A 24769-nucleotide genomic window follows, 5' to 3' on the forward strand; every position below is an offset into this window, starting at 1 on the left:
GGCCCAGGCCCCGGCCCGGCGTCGAGACGCCGGCGTCGGGGGGGATGGTCATTCCCGCGACGTGCCGCCGTTGAACAGGCGGAACATCGGCCCGGTCAGCACGGTGGAGATCACCGCCAGCAGCATCAGCGAGGCATAGGCGAAGTTCGAGACCATGCCGCGCTGGTGCAGGATGGTCGCCGCGACGATTTCCATCAGGCCCTTGCATTGCAGCAGCGCGCCCGCCGCCAGCGCGCGGCGTCCGCGCAGGCCGGGCGCGGGTGGATAGGCCAGCACCGCGCCCAGCTTGCTGGCGATCGAGACCACGACCAGCAGCAGTGAGGCCAGGACCGACGGGAAGGTCAGGGCACGGCCGTCGATATGCATGCCGCTATGCCCGAAGAACAGCGGGGCCAGCCAGATCAGCGCCAGGGTGCCCGCCTGTTCGACCGGCAGGCGGCGGACCCAGCGCGGCGGCATCAGCGCGCCGGCGGCATAGGCACCGATCAGTTCGTGCAGGCCAAGCTGCATGCTGGCCCACGATCCCGCCGCCAGCCAGAGCGGCAGCACGGCCCAGATCAGCCACAGGGGCGGATTCCGCACCCGGCGCGTGGTCCAGCCGCTGATGGCCACCATCACGCCCAGGATCAGGGCCGCCAGGAACTGCGTCCGATGCCACCCATGCAGGGCGCCCGCCCCGTCGGCCGCGAACTGCAGCACGGCCAGGCCCGTCCACAGCGCCATGTCGTCGACCACCGCCAGGCGCAGGGCCAACTGCCCCACCGCGCGTTCCGCCGGGGCCAGTTCGCGCACGATGCCGATCAGCACCGGCAGCGCGCTGACGGCGATGCACAGCCCGATGGCCATGGCCCCGATCCAGCCATGGCCGTCGGGCGGCTGCCAGTCCGGCAGCGGCATCAGCACCGTATGCACCAGCAGCGTGCCGATCCCGAACGGCAGGGCCAGCGCGACCAGCGCGCTGGTCAGCAGCCGCCGCAGCGATGTCGCGGGGACGGGGGCGACGGACGGGTCTTCCCCGGGGTGCTGCCACATTTCCAGCCCGGCGGTGAAGGCCAGGATCAGCACGGCGACCCAGCCGACCATGTCGCCGGTGGCCGAGGGAACGCCCAGCCGCCCGACCGGCCATCGCGTCACCGCCAGAAGGATACCCACCACGATCGGCAGGACGGCGATGGGAATCCGCCGTCCCAGCAGGCGCCATGTCAGCCATGGCACCGCCACGAACAATGCGAAATCCGCAATCACGCCCAATACCATGCGTTACCCTTCTGTTTCGATGCCGTTCGCTTCAATATATGCATAATGCGTATATATGAGATATGGCCAGAAGACAAAATCGCCACGTCCCCCGATTGTATGATCGCGGAGGGATGGAGATGAAGGGACAGGGATCACATGGTGCAGCGTGTGGCCGTCGTGACGGGTGGCAGCCAGGGGACGGGGGCGGCCATCGCCGCCCGCCTGCTGGCGGATGGATTCGACGTCGCCCTTACCTTCACCGGCGACGGTGACGCGGCGCAGCGGATGGCCGACGGGATTGCGGTGACGGGCCGCCGGGTTCTGGCGCTGCGGGCGGACAGTGGGCAGGTGACGGACAATTCCGCCATGGTCGCGCGGGTCATGGCCGAATTCGGCCGGATCGATGTGCTGGTCTGTGCCGCCGGGTTCCAGGTGCCCGACGGGTTGCCGGCGGCCGGGCTTGCGGCCTTCCTGCTGGATGTGGCGGTGCGCGGCACGATGCTGGAGGCCATCGCGGCGGCGGACCACATGGGACGGGACGGCCGGATGATCTTCGTCGCCCCCGCGTCGGATGTGCCGTCCGGCGTGACAGGCGGGCCGGCGGTGGACGCGGCGTCGCTTCACGGTCCGGCCGAGGCGGCGCTGACACGGTTTGCCCAGGGCCTGGCCCGCGACCTGGGGCCGCATGGCATTACCGTCAACGTGGTGCGGCCTGGTCCGGTCGGCGGCGTGACGCAGTCGGGGATGGTGCCGCCTTATTACGAAGCGGGTGACGATCTGGTTGATTTCGTGGCGTTTCTGGCAAGCGGGCCGGCGGGCTTCATCAGCGGCGCGACGGTGGTGGCCGAACGAAGCAAGACGGATGCCGCCGCATGACGGGCGACCCATGCGGCAGGCCCGGCCCTGCCATACCGTGGACCTAATTTCGCCATGGCGGCATGCTCTGCTGAACTATCGACCAAACATGAAAGCCGTATCAATAATGTTCCGAAATCCCATGTCTGCCCTCCGCCTGCCGGCCCTGGCCCTGCCGGCCTTGACCGTGGTGGTCCTTTCGGTTGCCGCTTCGTCCGCCCGCGCCGGGTCGGCCGATGCGGCCTGCGGGTCGGCCTCCAGGCCGGGCTGGGATGTGGCCGGGCGCCTGTCGCAACGCGAGCACTGCATGAACGGCCAGGCCCAGGCCTATCGCGACCAGGCGGTCCAGGGGGCGACGCAGGACGTGCGGCAGCGCGTCCAGGCGGGGCGTGATGCGGTCGATTCCGCGCGCGCCCTGCCGGGCCAGCAACTGGACCGGCTGCGCGCCGCCGGCACGGCGGAACAGAACCGGCTGAGCCAGCAGGCCGGGGCAAGCGTCGCGGGCGCCCTGGGCGGACTATAGGCCCGGTCGCCGCGATTTATTGGATTTTGGCGGGTCCAGGACAGAGCCCTGGACCTGTTTGCGCTACGACGCGCGCGACGGCGCCCGCTTGCGTGACGAGGGCGCGCCGCGCGTGGCGCCCGCCGGTGCACGACCGGCACGCGGTCCGTGCGGATAGCCGGCCTTGCCCGCGGGCTTGCGCGGGGCATAGCCGCGTTCGCCACTTACGCCACGGGGGCCGCCCGCCGGGGCCTTGGCCGCGCTGATCCGCACCTCGTCGGAATCGGTCGCGGCGACGCAGGCGGTGAAGCGCTCGGCCGATTCCGTCGCGATTTCGAATAGCGTGTGGTCGTCGGCGATGCGGATCGCGCCGATATCGTTCTTGCGCACCCCGCCCAGACGGCAGATCAGCGGCACCAGCCATTTCGGGTCGGCCTTGTCCTGGCGGCCGACGCTCATGGAAAACCACGCACCCGGTCCGCCACGCGGCGCATGGTCCTCGCGGGGGCCCTGTTCCTTGCGGCGGGCATAATCGCCCTCGCGCGGGGCACGGGGTGCCTCGACGCGCAGCGGGCGGATATCCTCGGGGTCCGGCAGGCGGGCGCGGTACATCTGCAGCAGGGCGGCGGCCAGCTGCTCGGCGCTGCGGTTTTCGGCCAGGCGGGCGACCAGGTCTTCGTCGCCCGGGGCCGCGCCCTCGGTCAGGATCGGGTCGGTCAGCAGGCGCTCGGCGTCCTGGGCGCGGATCGCCTCGGCGGTCGGCACGGCGGTCCATTCGGCCGAGACCTTCGCCATCGTCAGCAGCCGCTCGGCGCGCCGGCGCATCGAAACCGGCACGATCAGGGCGCATACGCCCTTGCGCCCGGCGCGGCCGGTACGGCCCGAACGATGCAGCAGGGTGGCGCTGTCGGTCGGCAGGCTGGCATGCACCACCAGGCTGAGCGCGGGAATGTCGATGCCGCGCGCTGCGACGTCGGTGGCGACGCAGACCCGCGCCTGCCCGGTGCGCAGGCTTTCGATCGCGCGGGTACGCTCGCTCTGCCCCAGTTCGCCCGACAGCGCGACCGACGAAAAGCCGCGTTCCAGCAGCGCGCCCTGCATGTGGCGCACCAGTTCGCGCGTGGCGCAGAACACCATGGCGGTCGGGCTGTCGGTGAAGCGCAGGATGTTGACGACGGCCGGAATGATCTCACGCGGGTCGGCCATCACGGCGCGATAGGTGATGTCGGCGTGCTGCCGGGCGCCGGACAGCGTGTCGATCCGCAGCGCGTCGCGCTGGTAGCGGCGGGCCAGGGTGGCGATGTCCTTGGCGATGGTGGCCGAAAACAGCAGCGTCCGCCGCGTGTCGGGCATCGCATCGAGCAATTGCTGCAATTCGTCGCGGAAGCCCAGGTCCAGCATTTCGTCGGCTTCGTCCAGCACCACGACACGCAGTTCGGACAGGACCAGGCGTCCGCGCGACTGGTGGTCGCACAGCCGCCCGGGGGTGCCGACGACGATATGCGCGCCGATTTCCAGGGCCCGGGCTTCGCGCCGCGCATCCATGCCGCCGATGCACGACACGATGCGCGCGCCGGCCGGGGCGTACAGCCAGGACAGTTCGCGCTGGACCTGCATGGCCAGTTCGCGGGTGGGGGCGATGATGACGGCCAGCGGGGCGCCGGCCGGGCCGAACCGTTCGGCCCCGCCCAGCAGCGTGTCGGCCATCGCCAGGCCGAACGCCACCGTCTTGCCCGATCCGGTCTGCGCCGACACCAGCAGGTCCCTTCCGTCCGCCGCGACATCCAGCACGGCTTTCTGGACGGGGGTCGGCTCTTCATAGCCGCGCGCGTCTAGCGCGCGCCGAATGGCGGGATGGGTCTCGGGAAACGGCATGGGTCAGGTCAATCCGGACAATAGGGGCGCGTCACGGCCCCAGGGCGGGTCGGGCATATGCGCAATGCGGGAAAGGGCGCTCCATAAAGAACCCCCGCCGAAAAGGCCAGCGATAAAGCGGAATGGCCGGTAAAATGCCTCAATCCGCGCCCTTTGCCCGCCCGCGCCGCTCAGGGCACCAGCACCGCCGCGCCCTCGAACCGTCCGGCCCGCAGGTCGGCCAGCGCGCGGTTGGCATCGCGCAGGTCGTAGCGCGTCGTCTTGGTGCGGACGCCGATCCTGGGCGCCAGCGAGAGGAAATCGATACCGTCCTGCCGTGTCAGGTTGGCGACCGAAACCAGTTGCCGTTCCTCCCAAAACAAATCGTAGGGGAAGCTGGGGATGTCGCTCATGTGGATACCGGCACAGACCACGCGGCCGCCCTTGCGCACCGCGCGCAGGGCCGCCGGAACCAGCGCGCCCACGGGGGCGAAGATGATGGCGGCGTCCAGCTTCTCCGGCGGCGCCTCGTCCGATCCGCCGGCCCAGGTCGCGCCCAGCGACCGGGCGAAATCCTGCGTCGGGCGGTCGCCCGGGCGGGTGAAGCCATAGACGGTGCGGCCCTGCCACAGCGCCACCTGGGCGATGATGTGCGCGGCGGCGCCGAAGCCGTACAGCCCCACCGTCTTCGCGTCCTCGCCCGCCATCACCAGCGACCGCCAGCCGATCAGCCCCGCGCACAGCAGGGGGGCCAGGTCCACGTCGCTGCCTTCCTCGCCCAGCGGAAACGCATAGCGGGCATCGGCGATGGCGGCGGTGGCATAGCCGCCGTCGCGGGTGTAGCCGGTGAAAAGCGGATGGTCGCACAGGTTTTCATGCCCGCTGTGGCAGTAGCGGCAGATGCCGCAGGTATGGCCCAGCCACGGCACGCCGACCCGCTGGCCGATCTTCAGGTCCTGCACACCCTCGCCCAGCGCCTCGATCCGGCCCACGATCTCGTGCCCCGGAATGACCGGATGGCCGGGAAAGGGCAGGTCGCCATCCACCACGTGCAGGTCGGTGCGGCACACGCCGCAGGCCCCGACGCGCACCCGGATCTCGCCGGGGCCGGGCAGGCGGTCGGGCAGTTCCACCCATTCCAGGTCGGTATGCGGGGCATTCAATCGCATCGCGTGCATCATCGCGGGGTCTCCGGCGCGGTGGGCAGGATCGGCGCAGGAACTGCACCATATCGGCACACCCCGTACCATGATCTGGATCACTCCGGCCCCGCCATAACCGGATCGTGACCGGGTCCGCCCGGCAGGCAGTATGCGCGTTGCGGGGACGCCGTTAAGAATTTAGCCGGAAACGCGCATGCGTTTCCGGACAGGCCCATCGCCGCGTCGTCCCCTGCCGACGGGCCGTGGATCTGTCCCATCCCTCGGACCTAATAAGCGTCCGGCCACAGGCCGGCGAGATAACACAAGAGGAAGAGCCGTATGGCCAAGATCAAGGTCAAGGAGCCGGTCGTCGAACTGGACGGCGACGAGATGACGCGGATCATCTGGAGCTTCATCAAGCAGAAGCTGATCCTTCCCTACCTCGATATCGACCTGAAATATTACGATCTGGGGATCGAACATCGCGACGCCACCGACGACCGGGTCACGGTCGAGGCGGCCGAGGCGATCAAGAAGTACCGCGTCGGCGTCAAGTGCGCGACGATCACCCCCGACGAGGCCCGGGTGACGGAATTCGGGCTGAAGAAGATGTGGCGGTCGCCCAATGGCACGATCCGCAACATCCTGGACGGCACCATCTTTCGCGAGCCGATCGTCTGTTCCAACGTGCCCCGCCTGGTGCCGCACTGGACCCAGCCGATCGTCATCGGCCGCCATGCCTATGGTGACATCTATCGCGCGGCGGAAACCCGGATTCCGGGGCCGGGCAAGGTCAGCCTGACCTACACCCCCGCCGACGGCGGCGCGCCGATCGAACTGGAGGTGCATGATTTCAAGGGCCCGGGCGTGGCGCTGGGCATGCACAACACCTTGGCCTCGATCGAAGGCTTCGCCCGCGCGTCGCTGACTTATGGCCGCGACCGTAAGCTGCCGGTCTATCTGTCGACCAAGAACACGATCCTGAAAGCCTATGACGGCATGTTCAAGGACGTGTTCCAGAAGGTCTTCGAGACCGAGTTCAAGGTCGATTTCGACCGGCTGGGCCTGACCTACGAACACCGGTTGATCGACGACATGGTGGCGTCCGCCCTGAAATGGAGCGGCGGCTATGTCTGGGCGTGCAAGAACTATGATGGCGATGTGGAAAGCGACATCGTGGCCCAGGGCTTCGGCAGCCTGGGACTGATGACCTCGGTGCTGCTGAACCCGACCGGCGATGTGGTGGAATCCGAGGCCGCGCATGGCACCGTGACCCGCCATTACCGCGAACACCAGAAGGGCCGGCCGACCAGCACGAACCCGATCGCGTCGATCTTCGCCTGGACGCGCGGCCTGGCCTATCGCGGACGGTTCGACAACACGCCGGACGTTACCCATTTCGCCGAAACGCTGGAACGCGTCTGCGTGGAAACGGTCGAAGCCGGCCAGATGACCAAGGACCTCGCCCTGCTGATCGGGCCCGAGGCCAAATGGCTGACGACCGAGGACTTCCTGGCGGCGCTGGATACCAACCTCCGCAAGGCCATCTCCTGACACGTCTGCCCGGAAACGCGCGCCGGTAGCGATCCGGCGCGTGTTTCCTCTGCCCCGATGCTATCGGCCCGGACGGTCGGGATTCTGTCCGTTGCCGCTACAGGCCCAGGTCCGACAGACCCGGATGATCGTCCGGGCGGCGGCCCTGCGGCCAGTGGAACAGGCGATCGGCGGCGGCGATGGCCAGGTCGTTGATCGAGGCGAAGCGCCGACGCATCAGTCCGGCCTCGTCGAACTCCCAGTTTTCGTTGCCGTAGGACCGGAACCACTGGCCGGCGGCGTCATGCCATTCATAGGCGAAGCGCACGGCAATGCGGTTTTCGCGAAAAGCCCAGACTTCCTTGATCAGACGATAGTCCTGTTCACCTGCCCATTTGCCGGCCAGGAAGGCGATGATCTCCGCTCGTCCCCGAATGAACGTCGACCGGTTGCGCCACACGCTGTCCGGCGTATAGGCCAGCGCGACCTTTTCGGGATCACGGCCGTTCCAGGCGTCCTCCGCAAGGCGGGTCTTGAGCGCGGCAGTTTCGGCATCGAAAGGCGGCAGCGGCGGGCGGGACATGGCGGGCTCCAGACCGGATGGTTGCGAAAAGGCAGGCGGGGGGGGCGACCGTCAGAGCGTCGCGTGGATCTTCAGGCCGATCGCGTCGATCGCGGGTTTGTTGCGCTGCAGGTTGGGCCGCATGATCCGCTGGTAGTCCGGCTGGATCGAGAGCCCCTCGCAGACGTGGATGTTGTAGGTGGCTTCCAGCACGCTGATATGGCTTTGCGGATAGGTGGCATTGGCCGGCAGCTTGCGCCCCGCTGCGTAATCGAGCCATTGCGTATCGACAAGGTCCGGACTGGCCGTGGCCCGCGAGACCTCGATGCCGAACGTGTCGTCGGGGCGCGCGCGCCAGAAGCCCCGGTCCACGATCCCGAAATAATATTGATAGAGGTACGGGCTGCTTTCCGGCGTGTTACGCACCAGGCCGGCCATGACATAGAATCCGTTGAGCGGGCCATGGCCGTTGCGGATCAGCATCTGGTCGCCTTCGATCCAGAGCTGCGTCTTGCCGGTGTCCATCCGCGCGGCCCTGCGCGTCAGCGCCAGGGGGGCGCCGTTAACATCGTAGTAATTGTCGGCGTAGTTCGAGGAATCGTAGGCGACGCCGACCTTGTAGTGGCCGACAAGCTGGTTCCTGCCGAAGGACGGGATCAGGCCGACCTCGACCGGAACGTAGACGCCGGTATAGAGATTCGTGTTGAAGTTGAATCCGGTGCGGTCATACCGATTGGTATTGAGGTCCGGATTGACGCCGTACAGTCCGGCCTGCGCGTAGACCCCGTGCATGGGCCAGTAGCGTACGCGCGTCCCCCAGGTCGAACCCGGATAGGTGCCGAAACCCGCGGCGCCGCGGGTCAGGGATTTGGGGTTTCCGCACATGGATTTGTTCATGAACGTGCAGAACAGGGGGGACGCGGAAAAGTCGATATTGACCGGCAGCTTGCCGATCGCGATCTGCACGCGGTCGTGGAACAGGTTCTGCGTGCCATAGACATAGACCATGTGAACGGCCGTATTGCCGCCGCCGCCATAGATCTCCTGGAATCCGTTGAGTGACCTGTCACCGAAATCGGCGGCCATGTTATGGCCCGCCCGATTGACGATGGCCGCATGGGTCACAAAGCCGCGCCAGCCCACCAGCTTGTCCCAATCCAGGTCCAACTGTACGCCGATCTGGTGCGCATAGCCTGCGTCCCCGGCATTGCCGGCATCGAGCGCCAGTGCGCTTTCGCTGGTATAGTCGATGACCAGGCCGATCCCCTTGCGATTGAGGTTCTGGACGGCATTGCCCCAGGCCGAAACCATATGTTCAACCGGCGGGGTGAACGGGGTGTTCGCGTACGATGTGGGGGTATCGAGCGAGAAGGACGGGGCGGTTTCCGCGACCGGACCACGATATTGCGCGCGGGCGGGATGGCAGGAAAGGACGGCTACGGCCGCCATGATCCAGATGCGCCAGGCAAGGCTGGGGCGCGTGCGCGAAAAAGTGATACGCATTCTGTTCCAGGATGGATGGGATGGAACGCAGAACCGGCAAGGCAGGCGCTTCGCGGGCCTGGAGAACCATCAGGTGACGTGGGGGGCGGTCGGAAGTCAGGAACAATAAGGAATCGTCTTCCTCGTTTTCCGGGAAGCACGCCCCGGCCGGGAAGAAAACGCGAGATCGTTTCTGTGGGTTATGACGATTTTATGTTTGATGTTTTTATGGTGTTGTCATGATCCGTGGTCGCTGGGTCGCGATCCGAAACCAGACCGTATATCGCCGGGGCGACGAGCACGTAATAAACAATTTGCGATGACGGGTCAGGTCGCGCGGTTGCGCGGTGCGGTCCCCAGGGACGTGCCCCCGCGGTTATACAGCATGCTCACTGGGGGAAACGCCGTCTGGAGGACGCCCGTCTTCGGGACGGCCCGCCAGTCCCACCGTTCTACTCCTCGCCCGCCGCGCGGTAGGGCGACAGCGTGTCCAGTTCGGCGATTTCCTGCAGCGTCGCGGCGCGTTCCTCGGCCACGAAATCGGCGACGGCGGCGCGCAGACCGGGATGGGCGATCCAGTGCGCCGAATAGGTGGCGCAGGGGCGGTAGCCGCGCTGGATCTTGTGGTGGCCCTGCGCCCCGGCCTCGACACGCTCCAGTCCGTGGGCGATGGCGAAATCGATGGCGCGATAATAGCACAGTTCGAAATGCAGGAACGGATAGTCGCCGTCGCATCCCCAGTTGCGGCCATATAGCGTGCTCGCCCCCATCAGGTTCAGCGCGCCCGCGACCGGCCGGCCGTCGCGTTCGGCCAGCATCAGCACCACCCGGTCGCCCAGGCGTTCCGACAGCAGGGGGAAGAACGCCCGCGTCAGATAGGCGCTGCCCCATTTGCGATCGACGGTCGAGGTATAGAACCGATAGAAATGCGCCCACAGGTCGGGCGTGATTTCGGCGCCCCGGACGGTGCGGAAGGTCAGGCCGCACTGGTTGGCGTCCCGGCGTTCGCGCTTCAGAACCTTGCGCTTGCGCGACGACAGCGCGGCCAGGAAATCGTCGAAACTGCCATAGCCGCGATTGTCCCAGTGGAACTGCACCCCCAGCCGTTGCAGCCACCCCGCCTCGCCGAACTGCTCGTATTCCTCCTGCGTGCAGAAGGTAGCATGCACCGAGGACAGGCCGAGTTCCCCGCACGCCTGGCGCAGCGCGCCGATCAGCGCCAGCCGCAGGGCGGGGGCATGGTCCGTCCCGTCGGGCAGCGCATCGGGGCGGACCAGCAGGCGTGGCCCCGGCACGGGCGAGAACGGCACCGCGACCTGCAATTTCGGATAATAGTCGCCCCCCGCCTGTTCCAGGGCGCGGGCCCAGGACTGGTCGAAGACATATTCGCCGTAGGAATGCGATTTGGCGTACATCGGCGCCACGGCCAGCACGCGGTCCGCGCCGTCGCGGATGGCGGCATGCTGCGGCAGCCAGCCGGTACGCGGACCGGCCGATCCGCTATCTTCCAGCGCCGAGAGGAAGGCGTGGCTGACGAAGGGATTGTCCGCCCCGGCGCATGCATCCCACTCCGCCGCCGGAATGTCGGCGATGGCGCGATGCAGGCTCAGGCTCAGTTTCGGGGCGGTCACGTTCGTGCGCCCCGGATCAGGCGATCTCGAACAGGCCCTCGACCTCGACGGCGGCGTCCAGCGGCAGGGACGGCACGCCGATGGTCGAGCGGGCATGCCGCCCGGCATCGCCGAAGATCGCGACCGCCAGGTCCGACGCGCCGTTCATGACCGTGGCGTGCTGGGTAAAGCCGGGCACGCAGGATACGAACCCGCCCAGCCGTACCACGCGCCGCACCCGCGACAGGTCGCCCACCGCGGCGCGGACCTGCGCGATCACGTTGATCATGCAGTGGCGCGCGGCATCGACCCCGACCTCGGTCGCGACATCGGCGCCCAGCTTGCCGGTGGCGAACAGCTTGCCGTCGACCAGCGGCAACTGGCCGGAGACGACCAGCAGCGATCCGCTGACGACGGTGCCGACATAGGTTGCGACGGGGACGGGTGGCGTGGGCAGGACGATGCCGTGCCGGTCCAGGCGGGCTTCGGGTGTGCTGTCCGTCATGGGAGACTCCTGTTCAAATGGTCGCGGGCGTTTGTCCGGCCGCAGGGCGGCCGATCAGCCCACCAGCCGCAACCGGCCGCCGCGCCGCCCCCCCGAAGCGCGGCCATCGGGTGCGGCGGGAAAATCCAGCGGCAGCATCGGCGACGGGGCATCGGCGATGTCGTCCTGATGCGGCGCGTCGGGCAGTCTGTGGCCCAGATAGGCATCCGACAAGGCCCGGAACGCATAATCCAGCAGAGAGGTGGCATAGGATGCAACCGAATCCCCCTCCACCGTGCCGGCGGGGCCGAAACGCGTATAGGCGAACGCATCCACATAGGCGTCCAGCGGCGCGCCGTATTGCAGGCCGATGCTGACCGCCTGGCCCAGCGCGTCCATCAGGCCGCGCGCCATCGGGCCCTCGCGCGCCGGGGTGATCGCGACCTCGCCCAGCGTGCCGTCCTCGTATTCGCCGGTGCGCAGGAACAGCCGGTGGCCGCCGACACTGGCCTTCTGCGTGAAGCCGCCATGGCGTGCCGGCAGGTTGCGCCGTGCCCCGCGTTCCAGCGCCAGGCGCGCGCGCAGCGGCACGGCCGTGGCGTCGGGCCGGGCGGGCATGCGGTCGACGAACCCGGCCACGGCGCGATGCATGGCCTGATGGGCCTGGGTGTCGGGCAGCCGCAGCACGGTCTCGCCCGCCAGGGCGGCGGCGAAGGCGGATTCGGGCGTCAGGCCGCGCCAGGCCAGCCGTGCCAGGGTGCTGGCGGCCAGGCGCCCGTCCGGCCGCAGGGGCGAGAAGATCGGGGCCAGCCCGCAGGCCTCGACCCCCAGCAGGGCGTCGATCGGGCCGGGGGCGGAAAATCCGGTCTCGATGCGGGGCAGGATGGTGTCGGTTTCCACCGCGGCATCGCGCCAGACGGCCCGGGCGGCCTCCGCCAGGCCCGGCACGACGCTGCGCGCGGGCGGCAGCAGCAGGGAATCGACCCCGCCGCCGGCATGCGCGACCGACGTCGCCAGCGACGCCAGGCTGCACGCCACGTCACGTGCCGTCTCGCTGTCATAATCCAGGCCCAGCGCGGCCAGGCAGGCATCGAGGTTGGTCAGCAGCAGGTTGCCCGCGACCAGGGGCGGCTGGGGCAGGTCCGACTGGCGCGGATCGGGACCGGCCCCGGTTTTCGTCCCCGCCCTGGCCCCCGCCGTGCGGGCCTTGGCCTTGCCGCCGGTCGGAGGCGCCGGAGGCGGAAGGTCGAGGAACGGCAGTTCACCGTTGCGCAGCGCGGCCTTGCGCTCGGCGGCGTCGCGCAGCACCAGGCACATCAGGCGCAGCGCGGCCACGAAATCGTCGGCCAGGAAGCCGGACCCGGGCTGCACGAACCCCGCCAGGTTGACGATGAAGCCGGGGCGCCGGTCATGCTGGCCGGTCCACAGCGACTCCGTCGGGGCGGCCTGGCGCATCATCAGCAGGCATGACAGCGACCGCGCCTGGGCGGCAAGGGGACCGACCGCCAGGTCGTCCACCCAGCGCGCGGCCTCGGCCGCCAGGCGGACCGTGCCGCGCCCCGGCGCCATCCGCGCCAGCGCAGCCGCGGCCTCGTCGTCCCAATCGACGGGCAGGGTGACGGCGCGGAGGGCGTCGTCCGGGTCCGCGGCGGCCTGCGTGGTACGCATGCGTACGCCGTTCCAATGGCTTCGGGCTGTCATGACCATCAGTCTAGGCTCGCTTCGTGACGGGGCGAAAGCCGGATATGGTAGGTCCATACCTATACAGACCACTGTATATTGTGGATATGGGGGATAACTCGCGGGTTCCGCGATCCCGGACATGTGAGGATGCGCGCCGTCGGCGCGGGATGGACCCGGAGCGGAAAACGAGGCTAGTCTGCGGCCATGGCAAATCTCGGCACCCGGATCTACACCAAATTCAAGGGCCGTCTGGTCGGCAAGGACGCCGACGGTCGCTGCTATTACGAGGCGCGGACCGCGAATCGCACCGGCGGCGGCGTGACCCGGCACGAACGCTGGGTCATCTACCATAAGGGCGAGGACGCGTCGGCCGTGCCGGCGGAATGGTGGGGGTGGCTGCATCACCAGGATGCGGCCCCGCTGCCGGAAAGCGCCCGCCAGCCCTGGCAGGTGCCTTTCCAGCCCAACCGCACCGGCACCCCCGAGGCCTACCGCCCCCCCGGCAGCGATTATCGTGGCGGCCGGCGTGCCGAATCGACCAGCGATTATGAGGCGTGGTTTCCCGAAGGGTGAATCGGCGGACGTAACCTGTTAAGGTCTGCCCGCCGTAGTATTAGGGAAACGATGTCATATGGTCAGTGCGGTTCCAGTCAAAGGGGGCCGGAGTTCGGTCGAACTCGCCGCGGGATGCGCGGTGCTTGCCGTGCTGGGCGGGTTGCTCGCCCTTGCGGTGGTCGACAAGGGGCACCGGCATGAGGACGGGTATCGTCTCAATGCCGCCTTCGCCCATATCGACGGGTTGTCCGTGGGCTCCGACGTTCGGCTGGCGGGCGTGACCGTCGGGCAGGTGGTCGCCGAACGGGTCGATCCGTCCAGCTTCAAGGCCCAGGTGACGTTCACGGTCCGCCCCGATATTCACCTGCCGACCGACAGCGCCGCCATCATCACCAGCGACAGCCTGCTGGGCGGGAAGTACATCGCCCTGTCGCCGGGCGGGAACGACGCCACGCTGCACCCGGGGGCGGCGATCGCCGAGACGCAGGGATCGATCAGCCTGGAACAATTGCTCAGCCGCTTCATCTTCTCGGTGACCGATTCCATGACGCGGAACAATCAGCAGAAGGCGAATGCCCAGGGTACCGGTACCCAGGGTGCGCCCCAGGCAACCGGTCCGGGCAGTGCGCCGGCGGGGGGGCATGGCGGCGGGGACGATCTGCCATGAACGCCACGGATGTGAATGACGAGGTGCAAAAGGACGGGGCCCTGCCCGCGCCGCCCGCGATCTGGCGCCAGTCCGACGGCAGCCCGGTTTCCTGTCAGGACAAGATCCGGGTCCTGGCCGAAAATTACGCCGAACTGTGCGACGTCATGCGCGATGCGTTCGAAGACGCGGTGCTGATCGGCGTCGATGAGGACGAAATGCGGCGGATCATTTCGGGAATCGTAGCCGCCTTGCGAAGCCCAAGATCTTGAGACTGATTCTGTCCCTGGCCGTCCTGTCGGCGGTCCCGGTGGGGATCGCGGCGCGGGCGGCGGAAATGGTGCCTCCGCCGCTGGTTTATCCCGCCGATACCTGGCAGGGCCGCTCGGTCGCCACCGTCCGGGTGCTGGACGGGTTGGATTCCCACGTCCAGTCGCTGACGATTCCGGTCGGGCAGGACGTGACGTACCGGGCGCTGACCATCCATGTCGGCGCCTGCCGCGACCGGCCGGCGACGCTGGTGCCCGATTCGGCCGGATGGCTGACGATCCGCGACACGCGGCAGGACGGGCGGGGCTTCGACGGCTGGATGCTGGCGGGCGAGCCGTTCCTGGGTGTGTTCCAGGACCCGGTCTATACCGTGCAAATCGTCAGCTGCACCGGGGATATCGTGGCCCCTATTCCCCCGCCCCTGACCGTGGCCGCCACGGCGGCGGGGCAGGGGGCGCAGGCGGCCCCCGGAGTACAGGTGCAGGGCGCGCAGACGCAGGGCGTGCAGATCCAGAGCACCCAGGTCCAGGTGCCCAGGCCGGTAATCCGCCGGGCGCCCCGACGCCCCAGGGTCCAGGTGCGGCCCCGGCTCCCGCTCCCGCCTCTCCGCCCCAGATGTCCGGCGCCCCGTTGTCCCTTTCGCCCCCACCCGACGAGCAGGCGCCTGCCTCCGGGGCGCCGCCGGTCGTGGCCGGAACCGGATTGCCCGTTCCGACTGTTGCGCCATCGGCCATTGCGGGCCAGCATGGGGCATTGCCGCCCCCGGTGCCGTATGGGGCGGCCGGGGGTGGGGGCGGGCCGCTTCCGCTGGGGCCGCCGGCGCTTCCGCCCCCGGTCCCGCCGACTTCCGCCGCGCCTCCGCCCGGCGCTTCCTCGGCGACGTCCCAGCCGGGACAGCCCCAATCCCTGCTTCCGCCCTGATGGCGGAGGCAGCAACCTCGGTCCGCGCGGCCGGTTCGGGATGAATGCCGTCCCATCTACGCAAGGAGTGAGACGCCCATGACCCCGACGGACTATGCCGGCCCGGCCGGCCGTTTCATGCCCCCCCCGCACGAAGCCGCCCTGCTGCTGGATTTCGACGGCACGCTGGTCGATATCGCGCCCACGCCCGACTCGGTGGTGGTTCCGCCTGACCTGCTGGACGTGCTGCGGCAGCTGCGGGCAAAATGCGGCGATGCGCTGGCGGTGATTTCGGGCCGGGCCGTGGACCAGATCGATCGTTTCCTGGGTGACGTGCCTTTCGCCGTCGCGGGTGAACACGGGATCGCGGTACGGCATCGGCCGGACGGACCGATCGTGCGCGCCGACCTGCCGCATGTGCCCTCGACCTGGCTGCAGGCGGCGGAAACCCTGGCCGCGGCGCATCCGGGCGTACGGATCGAAACCAAGGTCGCGGGGTTCGTCCTGCATTATCGCGCGGCGCCCGAAACGGCCGACCTGCTGCGCGAGGCAGCAGAAACCTGGGTCGCACCCAGCAATGGGGCGTTCCATATCCAGGCCGCCAAGATGGCATGGGAAATCCGTCCCCACGGCGTGGACAAGGGCCATGCGGTCGCGGAACTGATGCAGTCGCCGCCCTTTGCCGGCCGGCATCCGATCTTCATCGGTGACGACGTGACGGACGAGGACGGCATTCGCCAGGCCGCCGCGCTGGGCGGCGTGGGGTTCCGCATCCCCAGGGATTTCCCCGATCCCGCCGCCTTCCGGGCCTGGCTGGCGACTCTGGCGAAAGGGGGGAACGATTCATGGGGCGTCTGATCATCGTATCGAACCGGGTTCCATCCCCGCGCGAACGCACGCAGCCCGCCGGTGGGCTGACGGTCGGGCTGAAGGATGCGCTGCGCGGCGGTTCGTCGCTATGGTTCGGCTGGTCGGGCAACCAGGCCGAGACCGACGCCGACCCCCAGCCCAGCTTCGACACGGTCGAGGGCGTGACCTATGCCACCATCGACCTGACCGCCCGCCAGCACGAGGGATTCTACCAGAATTTCTCGAACGGCATCCTCTGGCCGCTGTTTCACTACCGCGTCGGGCTGATGAACTATTCCCGCCGCGACTGGCAGACCTATCTGGAGGTCAACGCCCTGTTCGCGCGCTGCCTGGTGCCGCTGCTGCGCCCCGACGACGTGATCTGGGTCCATGATTATCACCTGTTCCCGCTGGGCCAGGCGCTGCGCGATCTGGGGGTGACGACGCGCATCGGCTTCTTCCTGCATATCCCCGTCCCGCCCTGGAGCCTGGTGCGGTCCATGCCCGGCGCGGAACTGCTGCTGGAGGACATGCAGGCCTATGACCTGATCGGCGTGCAGACTGACGAGGATGCCGACAACCTGAACCAGGCCTTCCGCCTGAACGGCCTGGAGGAACGGGCCCGGGCCTTTCCCATCGGGATCGATCCGTATGAATTCCGCGCCCAGGCCGAGGCCAGCGTCCTGCGTGACGAGGCCGGGCGCCTGCGGACCAGCCTGCGGGGGGCCGCGCTGATCCTGGGGGTGGACCGGCTGGATTACTCCAAGGGCCTGCCCGAGCGGTTCCGGGGGTACGAAGCGCTGATGGCGCGCTATCCCGAACATCGGGGCAAGGTGACCTTCCTGCAGGTCGCCCCGGTCTCGCGCGGCGATGTCGAGGAATATCGCCTGCTGCGCCGGCAACTGGACGAGCTGACCGGGCGGATCAACGGCGCTTATGCCGAATTCGACTGGACGCCCATCCGCTATATCACGCGGCCGATCGCGCGTGACATCCTGGCCGGGTTCTATCGCATGGCCGATGTCGCGCTGATCACGCCGCTGCGCGACGGGATGAACCTGGTGGCCAAGGAATATGTCGCGGCGCAGAACGCGGCGGCACCGGGCGTGCTGGTGTTGTCGCACTTCGCCGGGGCGGCGCCGGAAATGGACGAGGCCGTTCTGGTCAACCCCTATGACGCCGACGAAATCGCCGACGCGCTGCATCAGGCGCTGACCATGAGCCTGGACGAACGCCGCCAGCGCTGGACCAAGCTGGATGAGGACGTGCGCCGGACCACGGCCGGATTCTGGGCCCGCGACTTCCTTCGCGCACTGGACGAGGCCCCGCCGGTCTGTCCCGTGTGATGGCATTGAGGACGGGACGCAGGATCTTCCGGGGCGGCACAGGGCGGCCGGGCGCAGGGCCCGGCATGGGCACGGCCCTGGTTCTGGCTGCCGCCGGCGCGATCGCGCTGGGTATCGCGGCATGGGCCGAGCACGGGCTGGGGATGGTGCCGTGCGGGTTGTGCCTGTGGGAGCGCTGGCCGTACCGGGTTCTGCTGGGGCTGGGAGTGATCGCGGCCCTGGTGCGCGGCCGGCTGCGGCAGGCCGTGCTGTGGCTGGGCGTGCCCGTGCTGCTGGCGGCGATCGGCCTGTCGCTGGTCCATGTCGGGGTGGAGCAGGGCTGGTGGCCCAGCCCGCTGCCGGAATGCCAGGCGCCGGTCTTTCATGGCGGCACGTTCGCCGAACGGCTGGCCGCCATGCCCCTGCGCCCGGCCAAGCCCTGCGACGCGCCGGCCTACCTGGCCGGCGCGCTGCCGCTGTCCATGGCGGCGCTGGACGGGCTGTACGCGGGGGTGGTGTTGGTGGTCACAATGTTCTGCCTCGCCCTCGGCCGAAGAACAGGCCGACGATGAACAGGACAAGAAAGATGAAGAACAGGATCTTGCCGATATAGGCGAAGTTCGACGCGATGCCGCCGAAGCCAAGTGCCGCCGACAGCAATGCGAGAACGAGGAAGATCAGCGTCCAGCGTAACAGGTCCATGGAGATATCCTCCTCCGGGTCATGTGTATGGACCGTCCGGTCCATGGGGGTTTCAATGCGTGGCGCACCCTATGGTTGCGTCGGCGGGTTGCCGGGGCAGGGCGCCGGGTCGCCTGCCATGGATGTCAAACGAGCGTGGTCGGGTGATCCGCTCCAGCCGGGTGATCGTATCGTGGCGGATTTTCGCTCCCTCTATCGTCATGGTTTCGCGCGGGTCGCCGGTTGCACCCTGCCGGTGGCACTGGCCGATCCGGCGACCAACGTCGCGCGGATGGCCGACATGGTCCGGGCCTGCCATGCGGACGGCGTGGCGCTGGCGGTGTTTCCCGAACTGGGCGTGTCGGGCTACACGATCGAGGACCTGCGCCAGCAGGACGTGCTGCTGGACGGGGTAGGCGCCGCCCTGGCCGCCCTGGCCGCCGCGACGGCGGACCTTGTGCCGGTTGTCGTGGCGGGCGCGCCGCTGCGCCATGGCGACGCGCTGTACAACTGCGCCGTCATCCTGCATCGCGGCACGGTGCTGGGCGTGGTGCCCAAGAGCTACCTGCCCAACTATCGCGAATTCTACGAGGCCCGGCAGTTCGCGCCCGGCGCCGGCCTGCGCGGCCAGACGATCCATGTCGCGGGCCAGACCGCGCCCTTCGGCACCGACCTGCTGTTCGAGGCCGAGGACGTGCCCGGCCTGGTGATCGCGATCGAGATCTGCGAGGATCTGTGGGTTCCCGCGCCGCCCAGCACCGATGCGGCGCTGGCGGGGGCCACGGTGATCGCCAACCCGTCGGCCAGCGACATCACGGTGGGCAAGGCGGATACGCGGGACCTGCTCTGTCGCTCGCAATCCGCGCGCGCGCTCTGCGCCTATGTCTACGCCGCGGCGGGCGAGGGGGAATCGACCACCGACCTGGCATGGGACGGCCAGGTCTCGGTCTACGAGAACGGCGCGCTGCTGGCCGAGACGGTGCGTTTTCCCCAGGGTCCGAACCGGGCGACAGCCGATATCGACCTGGACCTGCTGCGGCAGGAGCGCGCCCGCATGGGCAGCTTCGCCGACAACCGCGCCGCCCGGGGCCTTCACGCGACAGGGGGCGATACGGGATGGCGGCGCGTCGGCTTCGCCCTGGCGCCCCCGCCGGGGGATCTGGGGTTGATGCGGCGGATCGAACGATTCCCCTTCGTCCCCGCCGACCCCGCGCGGCTGGAGCAGGATTGCTATGAAGCGTGGACCATCCAGGTTTCGGCGCTGAAGCAGCGACTGCAGGCCACGGGGACGCGCCGGATGGTGATCGGCGTCTCCGGCGGGCTGGATTCCACCCAGGCGCTGCTGGTGGCCGTCCGCGCGGCGGACGAACTGGGCCTGGGTCGTGACGCGGTGCTGGCCTATACCATGCCGGGATTCGGCACCAGCGCGGGCACGCAGTCCAATGCCATGGCGCTGATGCAGGCGCTGGGCGTGACGGCGGCGGAACTGGATATCCGGCCGACCGCGCGGATGATGCTGGAACAGATGGGTCATCCCTTCGCCAGCGGCGTGCCGCAATACGACGTCACGTTCGAGAACGTGCAGGCGGGATTGCGGACCGACTTCCTGTTCCGCCTGGCCAACCAGCATGGCGGCATCGTGATCGGCACCGGCGACCTGTCGGAACTGGCGCTGGGCTGGTGTACCTATGGCGTGGGCGACCAGATGTCGCATTACAACGTCAATGCCGGGCTGCCGAAGACGCTGATCCAGCATCTGATCCGCTGGGTCATTTCGGCGCGGCGGGTGGATGATGACGCGGCCGGCGTGCTGGCGTCCATCCTGGACACCGAGATTTCGCCCGAACTGGTGCCGGCGGGCGAGGACCAGGCGCTGCAGAGCACGGAGGAACGGATCGGTCCCTACGCGCTGCAGGATTTCACGCTGTTCTATGTCCTGCGCCACGGCTTCCGGCCCTCCCGCATCGCCTTCATGGCCGAAATCGCGTGGAAGGACGCCGGAATCGGGGCCTGGCCCCCCGGTTTTCCGGCCGACCGGCGGGTGGAATACGACCTGCCGACCATCCGGCACTGGCTGTCGGTGTTCCTGACGCGCTTTTTCGGGTTCAGCCAGTTCAAGCGCTCGGCGATGCCGAATGGGCCCAAGGTGGTGGCCGGCGGTGCCCTCTCGCCGCGTGGCGACTGGCGCGCGCCCTCCGACGGCAATGCCAGGCTATGGCTGGAAGAGTTGGAAAGAAACGTCCCCTGATCCCGCCCGTCGGCCTGCTCATGAACGCGCACGTGCCTCGGGGGCCGTCAGGCGAATCCAGGGATGGCGGTCTCGCAGCAGCGTGACTACCGCGTCCTTGTGGTGCGGCCGTTCGGTCAGCGTGTCGGTCATGGCCGTGTCATGCACGCGGTATTCGGCCAGGATTTCGGGCACCTGGGTACCGGCGATGCCCAGTTCTGCCAGGGTGCACCACAGGTCGTAATCCTCCCACCCCATGGCGTCGCGCCGCACGTAATAGCCGCCGGCGGCGGCCCAAGCCCATTTGGCCACCAGCGCCATGGCGTCGATGGTATTGCCGCCGACCAGTCGCCCGGGATGGAACGGGGTATCGCCCATCACGCTGGCCTCGCGCCCGAACTGGCGGATCAGGGGATAGGCATAGCCCGCTCTTTCCGCCGCGATGGCGGCCAGCAGGCGGGCGCAGGCATCGGGCAGCAGGCGGTTGTCGGCGTCCAGTTGCAGGACATAGGGGGTTTCGGCCGCCGCCATGCCGATATTGCGCGCGCCGCCCAGCCCGGCATTGCGCCGGGCGCGCAGGATCAGCAGCCGGTTGAACCGTGCGCCATGCCGGGCCGCCCAGCCCGTCAGCAGCGACGGAGTATCGTCGGTCGAGGCATCATCGACCACGATCAGGTCCAGCGGGTCGAGCGTCTGGCGGCGGACGGAGTCCAGGGCCTCGATGACGTGGCCGGCATAATTATACGCGGTCACGACGACCGTGACGGCGGCGTCCTGCAGATGGTCCTGGGTGAACAGGACCGTGCTGTCGGGGATCCGGGGAATGGCGCGGACGCGGAAGGCGCCGCGTGCCAGGACGGTGGCGCCAACCCGTGCCGCTGCCCGCGCATCGCCCAGCCCGGCGATGGCCGGCCCCAGCAGGGCGGCCTGTCGCTGGGGCCCGTATTCCCACAGCACCGTGTGCAGCACGTCGCGCGCCATGCGGCGGCGCAGGGCGGGGTCGTCCACCAGACGCAGCAGCGCGCTTTCCCATTCCGCCGCACCGTCCGCCAGCAGGCCGGTCACGCCCGGCCGGATGGCGGCGCGAAACGGCCCGGTGGGCGAGGCGACGGTACAGACGCCGGCCAGCGCGGCCTCGAAGAATTTCAGTTCGCTCTTGGCCTCGCAGAACGGATTGCCGTCCTCCAACGGGGCAATCGAGATGTCCAGCCGCGCCAGTTCGTCCGGCAGCGCGTCCAGCGTCACCATGTCGCGCCATTCGATCTGCGCCGACCGCGCGTGCAGGTCGGGAAATTCCTCGATCAGCAGCAGGGGGCGCCCTCCGCCGGGTTCGCGGAACAGGACCAGGCGCACCTGCGCCCGTCGGTCCATGACCCGCAGCAGGCCGGGCAGGGCACGGGCGAAGTCGCGCTGGTGGGTGCGCGATCCGGTGGCATAGCCTATCCGCACGACGTCATCCGCCGCGTCGGGCGCGGCCAGCGCCCGCCGGCGGACGGCGTGGCGTGCACGCTGCAGCGTCGCGTCATCGAAGGTGTTCGGCAGCACCAGCGTCAGCTTCAGGAAGGGGCGCATCCAGTCGGCCAGCGTATCGGTGGTGGCCAGGCCGAGGTCGCACTGGCGCATGGTGCGCTGCATGTCGGCATACATCCGTTCGATCCGCGCCACGGGGGCCGGACAGACGCGGATTCCGTCGATCAGGTCGGTGCGCGCCAGGGCGGGTTCGAACACGATGTCATCGGCATCGAAGGCCAGCACGGCGCCGCGCGCCCGGGCCAGGCCCAGCAAGGTGTCGACATGGCCGCTATATTCCACGCGCCACAGCACGACCATGTCGGCCCATGCGATGTCGTCCGGCCCGACCGCCGCGCAGTCCCTGCACCGGGTCGCGTATCCGGCGGCGGCGCAGGCGGCGGCGTTGCGCGTGACGCGGTAGGTCGTGCCGGGGGTGCCCGGTTCGCCGGATACGAACAGGACCGTGCGGATCGTGCGGTCGGCGCTTGCCGGGGCAGGGGTAGCAGGCCCCCGGATCAGCCTGCGGGCAAGGCGACGCCACCGGGATGGTCCCTTCGGCGGCGGTGCGGCCGGCGTGACGGGGACGGGCGGCGCGGCCGGGGGGGACGACCCCTGCCGGTTCGCATCCTGCCCGGCGGCATCCTGATGGTTCAGGGCCAGCCGCATCTCCATGGCATCCAGCCGCAGATGACTGAGCGCCTGCCGGGTCCGGTCCAGTTCCGCCTGCGTGTCGGCCAGGGCGCGGCGGGCGGCCCAATGCGCGCCGATCGCGGCGAAGCGGGCGGCCAGGTTGGCTGCCGTGCCGTCGTCGGAACGATTCAGCATCGCGCACAGGCTGGCCACGGAGCCCCCGCGACACGCGCCCCCTACCAGCACGCCCAGTCCGCGCCCCAGATTCAGGGTCGCCATGGAAAGGTCGTCCCAGCCGCCGCTATCCAGGCCGTGCAGCACGACAATGCCCCCCTGGCCCAGCAGCTGGAGCATCTGGTCGGGCGTCGGTGCCAGGGCGGCATCCGGCGTGCTGGCCGGCGGAAGATCCAGCCATAGCAGGTCGAATCCGGCAGGCGGCGGCTGGAACGGCAGGGCGCGGATGTCCGCCGGCAGGCGCATCCGGTGCGCCACGTCCGCCATCAGGGCCGCGATCGCCTTCCGGGCCGGCATCAGGCCGATGCGGCGGGGCCGGGCCAGCGTGACGATCCAGCCCAGGAACGGCAGCACCGCGTTGATGGCGGGATCGGGGTCCAGTTCGGGCGGCACCAGGAAATAGGGATCGAGCGCGTCGCGGCCCATCAGGCGAAGCCCTTCGGGCAGCGGGCAGGGCGAAAGCCGTTCGTCAGCGTCCATCGGGATGTCGGTCGTCCATTCTGCCAGGAGGAGGTCACGCGTCATTTTGTGATCCTGGCAGCGGGGATATTAATATTTTGGGAAGATCTCCCCGCTTTCATGGCGCTGTCGTTCCGGCCGGACGGGCAGCCGGGCAGCGGGTGAGGAGCACAGCACGTGGCTATTGTAACCGTAATGGGTGCGTCGGGTGCCAGCGTCAACGTGACGGTCGATGGCGGTGACACGCTGGCCCTGGCCAACGCCTATGCCAGGACATTGCAGGACACCGCCGCGGGCAAGAGCTTCGCGACCCTGCAAAGCGGGATCAATATGGCCGGCGGCGGAAATGCGGCGGCCGTGATCACGGTCGGTGGCGCCTATGCCCTGGAAGGGGCGTACGTGAACATCGTGGCCGGCGCCCTGTCGCAGGGAATGTCGGGCAATATCCTGACGTCGCATGTGGATATCAGCACGCTTGGCGTCACGACGCCGGTCGATGTCATCGCGGGCACGACGGGGGGGACCACATTCCTGGGCGGCGACGCGGGCGGCAGTTTCCTGGCGACGGCGGGCGACAATGTCGTGATCGGCACCGACGGTGACTTCACCATCGATACCGCGGCCGGCAATGACCTGATCGACACCGGCAGCGGCAACGATACCGTGAATGCCGGATCGGGCGACAACCAGATCTATCTGGGCAGCGGGTCGAATTCGGTGGCGTCGATGGGGCAGGATACCATTGTCGGCGACACCGGCACGCAGGCGGTGACCATCTATGGCGGCAATTCGCTGATCGTGCTGGGCGACGCTGCCGCGATCACCGACCAGGCGGCCGGAAGCACCATTTCCGTGGGCGGCGGCAGCACCGTGTCGGGCGGAACGCAGGACCTGGTCAATTTCACCGGCGCGACCGGCACGATCTCCGGCGCGGTGGCGGATACGATTTCGGCGGCCGGCGACCTGCAGGTCCGCATGGGCGTGGGCAACAGCATCAGCGTGACGGGCAGCCTGACCTTCCTGAACGGCACGGGCATGACCACCGTGACGGCGGCGCAGGCCACGATCTTCGGCGGCGCGGACCTGGACATGACGGTCAACGCATCCGGCCGGACCCTGTTCGTCGCCAACACGGGCAACGAAACGCTGGACGGGGCGGCATCCAGCATGCCCCTGCATGCCTTCGCCGATGGAGGGGACGCGACCTTCATCGGCGGGGCCGGCAACGATACGCTGGTCGGCGGCACGGGCAGCGCCACGATGACCGGCGGCGCGGGCGACAACCTGTTCGCCTTCACCAAGGGACCCAGCAGCGGCGGTGACAACGTGATCACCGATTTCGGCAGTTCGGCGGGCAATCTCGCCGCACTGTACCAATATGGTTACCAAAACGGCAACGGCCTGCAGGCCGTGCTGGATTCCGCGACCGTGGCGGGCGGCAACAGCACCATCCAGTTGAGTGACAGCACGAAGATCACCTTCATGGGGGTCACCGACCTGAAGGCCAGCGACTTCACCCTGAGCTGACCGGGCGG

Annotated in this window: 22 protein-coding genes; 12 read left to right on the plus strand and 10 right to left on the minus strand. The window is 68.8% G+C overall.

Features of this window, described 5'->3' with window-relative positions; genetic code table 11:
- Positions 1 to 48: 48 nt before the first annotated feature.
- Positions 49 to 1257: a cation:proton antiporter gene (locus GDI_RS04260; RefSeq protein WP_012223703.1), complete on the minus strand. Its 1209-nt coding sequence runs from the start codon at positions 1255 to 1257 to the stop codon at positions 49 to 51.
- A gap of 138 nt (positions 1258 to 1395) precedes the next feature.
- Between GDI_RS04260 and GDI_RS04265 the strand changes: the two genes are divergently transcribed.
- Positions 1396 to 2115 carry an SDR family NAD(P)-dependent oxidoreductase gene (locus tag GDI_RS04265; RefSeq protein WP_012223705.1) on the plus strand — a complete coding sequence of 240 codons (720 nt, stop codon included), beginning with the start codon at positions 1396 to 1398 and terminating at the stop codon, positions 2113 to 2115.
- A gap of 121 nt (positions 2116 to 2236) precedes the next feature.
- On the plus strand, positions 2237 to 2617 hold the full coding sequence (locus GDI_RS04270; RefSeq protein ID WP_012223707.1) for a hypothetical protein: 381 nt from the start codon (positions 2237 to 2239) through the stop codon (positions 2615 to 2617).
- Positions 2618 to 2680: 63 nt separating this feature from the next.
- Here the strand turns inward: GDI_RS04270 and GDI_RS04275 are convergent, their stop codons facing one another.
- Both GDI_RS04275 and GDI_RS04280 read right to left on the minus strand, forming a co-directional pair.
- On the minus strand, positions 2681 to 4471 hold the full coding sequence (locus GDI_RS04275; protein ID WP_012223710.1) for a DEAD/DEAH box helicase: 1791 nt from the start codon (positions 4469 to 4471) through the stop codon (positions 2681 to 2683).
- Between the two features lie 170 nt (positions 4472 to 4641).
- The gene (locus GDI_RS04280; protein ID WP_041249670.1) at positions 4642 to 5628 is read right to left on the minus strand and encodes a zinc-dependent alcohol dehydrogenase family protein; all 987 of its coding nucleotides are present in this window, start codon (positions 5626 to 5628) and stop codon (positions 4642 to 4644) included.
- 303 nt (positions 5629 to 5931) lie between these two features.
- Here GDI_RS04280 and GDI_RS04285 point away from each other — a divergent pair, with 303 nt between their 5' ends.
- Complete coding sequence (locus tag GDI_RS04285) at positions 5932 to 7146, plus strand: NADP-dependent isocitrate dehydrogenase (RefSeq protein ID WP_012223716.1); 1215 nt, start codon at positions 5932 to 5934, stop codon at positions 7144 to 7146.
- A 97-nt stretch (positions 7147 to 7243) separates the two neighbouring features.
- Here the strand turns inward: GDI_RS04285 and GDI_RS04290 are convergent, their stop codons facing one another.
- The 5 genes from GDI_RS04290 to GDI_RS04310 form a co-directional block, all read right to left on the minus strand.
- Positions 7244 to 7708: a nuclear transport factor 2 family protein gene (locus GDI_RS04290; RefSeq protein WP_012223718.1), complete on the minus strand. Its 465-nt coding sequence runs from the start codon at positions 7706 to 7708 to the stop codon at positions 7244 to 7246.
- A 51-nt stretch (positions 7709 to 7759) separates the two neighbouring features.
- On the minus strand, positions 7760 to 9190 hold the full coding sequence (locus GDI_RS04295) for a carbohydrate porin (protein ID WP_012553595.1): 1431 nt from the start codon (positions 9188 to 9190) through the stop codon (positions 7760 to 7762).
- A 431-nt stretch (positions 9191 to 9621) separates the two neighbouring features.
- Positions 9622 to 10800 (minus strand): GNAT family N-acetyltransferase, encoded by a 1179-nt coding sequence (locus tag GDI_RS04300; protein ID WP_012223725.1) that lies wholly within the window; start codon positions 10798 to 10800, stop codon positions 9622 to 9624.
- A gap of 16 nt (positions 10801 to 10816) precedes the next feature.
- Positions 10817 to 11284: a RidA family protein gene (locus GDI_RS04305; protein WP_012223727.1), complete on the minus strand. Its 468-nt coding sequence runs from the start codon at positions 11282 to 11284 to the stop codon at positions 10817 to 10819.
- Between the two features lie 54 nt (positions 11285 to 11338).
- Complete coding sequence (locus GDI_RS04310; RefSeq protein ID WP_012553593.1) at positions 11339 to 12970, minus strand: TSCPD domain-containing protein; 1632 nt, start codon at positions 12968 to 12970, stop codon at positions 11339 to 11341.
- 180 nt (positions 12971 to 13150) lie between these two features.
- On the opposite strand from GDI_RS04310, the gene GDI_RS04315 reads away from it, so the two are divergent.
- The 7 genes from GDI_RS04315 (at position 13151) to GDI_RS04345 (ending at position 18063) form a co-directional block, all read left to right on the plus strand.
- A complete protein-coding gene (locus tag GDI_RS04315; RefSeq protein WP_012223738.1) occupies positions 13151 to 13519 on the plus strand; it encodes an NADH-ubiquinone oxidoreductase subunit NDUFA12 family protein in 369 nt (122 codons plus the stop codon).
- Between the two features lie 58 nt (positions 13520 to 13577).
- Entirely contained in the window at positions 13578 to 14168 is a 591-nt protein-coding gene (gene mlaD, locus GDI_RS04320; protein ID WP_012223745.1) for an outer membrane lipid asymmetry maintenance protein MlaD, read from the plus strand.
- Positions 14165 to 14419 (plus strand): hypothetical protein, encoded by a 255-nt coding sequence (locus GDI_RS04325; protein WP_012223747.1) that lies wholly within the window; start codon positions 14165 to 14167, stop codon positions 14417 to 14419. Before mlaD ends, GDI_RS04325 begins: the two co-directional genes overlap by 4 nt.
- Positions 14416 to 15420 (plus strand): DUF2155 domain-containing protein, encoded by a 1005-nt coding sequence (locus GDI_RS18590; protein WP_012223748.1) that lies wholly within the window; start codon positions 14416 to 14418, stop codon positions 15418 to 15420. Before GDI_RS04325 ends, GDI_RS18590 begins: the two co-directional genes overlap by 4 nt.
- A complete protein-coding gene (gene otsB / locus GDI_RS04335) occupies positions 15417 to 16175 on the plus strand; it encodes a trehalose-phosphatase (protein ID WP_012223753.1) in 759 nt (252 codons plus the stop codon). Before GDI_RS18590 ends, otsB begins: the two co-directional genes overlap by 4 nt.
- Positions 16163 to 17512 (plus strand): alpha,alpha-trehalose-phosphate synthase (UDP-forming), encoded by a 1350-nt coding sequence (locus GDI_RS04340; RefSeq protein WP_012223754.1) that lies wholly within the window; start codon positions 16163 to 16165, stop codon positions 17510 to 17512. Before otsB ends, GDI_RS04340 begins: the two co-directional genes overlap by 13 nt.
- A 65-nt stretch (positions 17513 to 17577) precedes the next feature.
- Complete coding sequence (locus GDI_RS04345) at positions 17578 to 18063, plus strand: disulfide bond formation protein B (RefSeq protein ID WP_012553590.1); 486 nt, start codon at positions 17578 to 17580, stop codon at positions 18061 to 18063.
- Here the strand turns inward: GDI_RS04345 and GDI_RS04350 are convergent.
- Positions 18017 to 18193, minus strand: coding sequence for a DUF1328 domain-containing protein (locus GDI_RS04350; protein WP_012223756.1), 177 nt, complete (start codon positions 18191 to 18193; stop codon positions 18017 to 18019). The genes GDI_RS04345 and GDI_RS04350 overlap by 47 nt on opposite strands.
- Positions 18194 to 18311: 118 nt before the next feature.
- Here GDI_RS04350 and GDI_RS04355 point away from each other — a divergent pair, with 118 nt between their 5' ends.
- Complete coding sequence (locus GDI_RS04355; RefSeq protein ID WP_144880102.1) at positions 18312 to 20420, plus strand: NAD(+) synthase; 2109 nt, start codon at positions 18312 to 18314, stop codon at positions 20418 to 20420.
- 18 nt (positions 20421 to 20438) lie between these two features.
- Here the strand turns inward: GDI_RS04355 and GDI_RS04360 are convergent, their stop codons facing one another.
- On the minus strand, positions 20439 to 23300 hold the full coding sequence (locus GDI_RS04360; RefSeq protein WP_012223758.1) for a glycosyltransferase: 2862 nt from the start codon (positions 23298 to 23300) through the stop codon (positions 20439 to 20441).
- A gap of 111 nt (positions 23301 to 23411) precedes the next feature.
- Between GDI_RS04360 and GDI_RS04365 the strand changes: the two genes are divergently transcribed.
- Positions 23412 to 24761 carry a beta strand repeat-containing protein gene (locus GDI_RS04365; protein ID WP_012223759.1) on the plus strand — a complete coding sequence of 450 codons (1350 nt, stop codon included), beginning with the start codon at positions 23412 to 23414 and terminating at the stop codon, positions 24759 to 24761.
- The last annotated feature ends 8 nt before the right edge of the window (positions 24762 to 24769 follow it).

The organism is Gluconacetobacter diazotrophicus PA1 5, assembly GCF_000067045.1.
GTDB classification, from domain to species: domain Bacteria; phylum Pseudomonadota; class Alphaproteobacteria; order Acetobacterales; family Acetobacteraceae; genus Gluconacetobacter; species Gluconacetobacter diazotrophicus.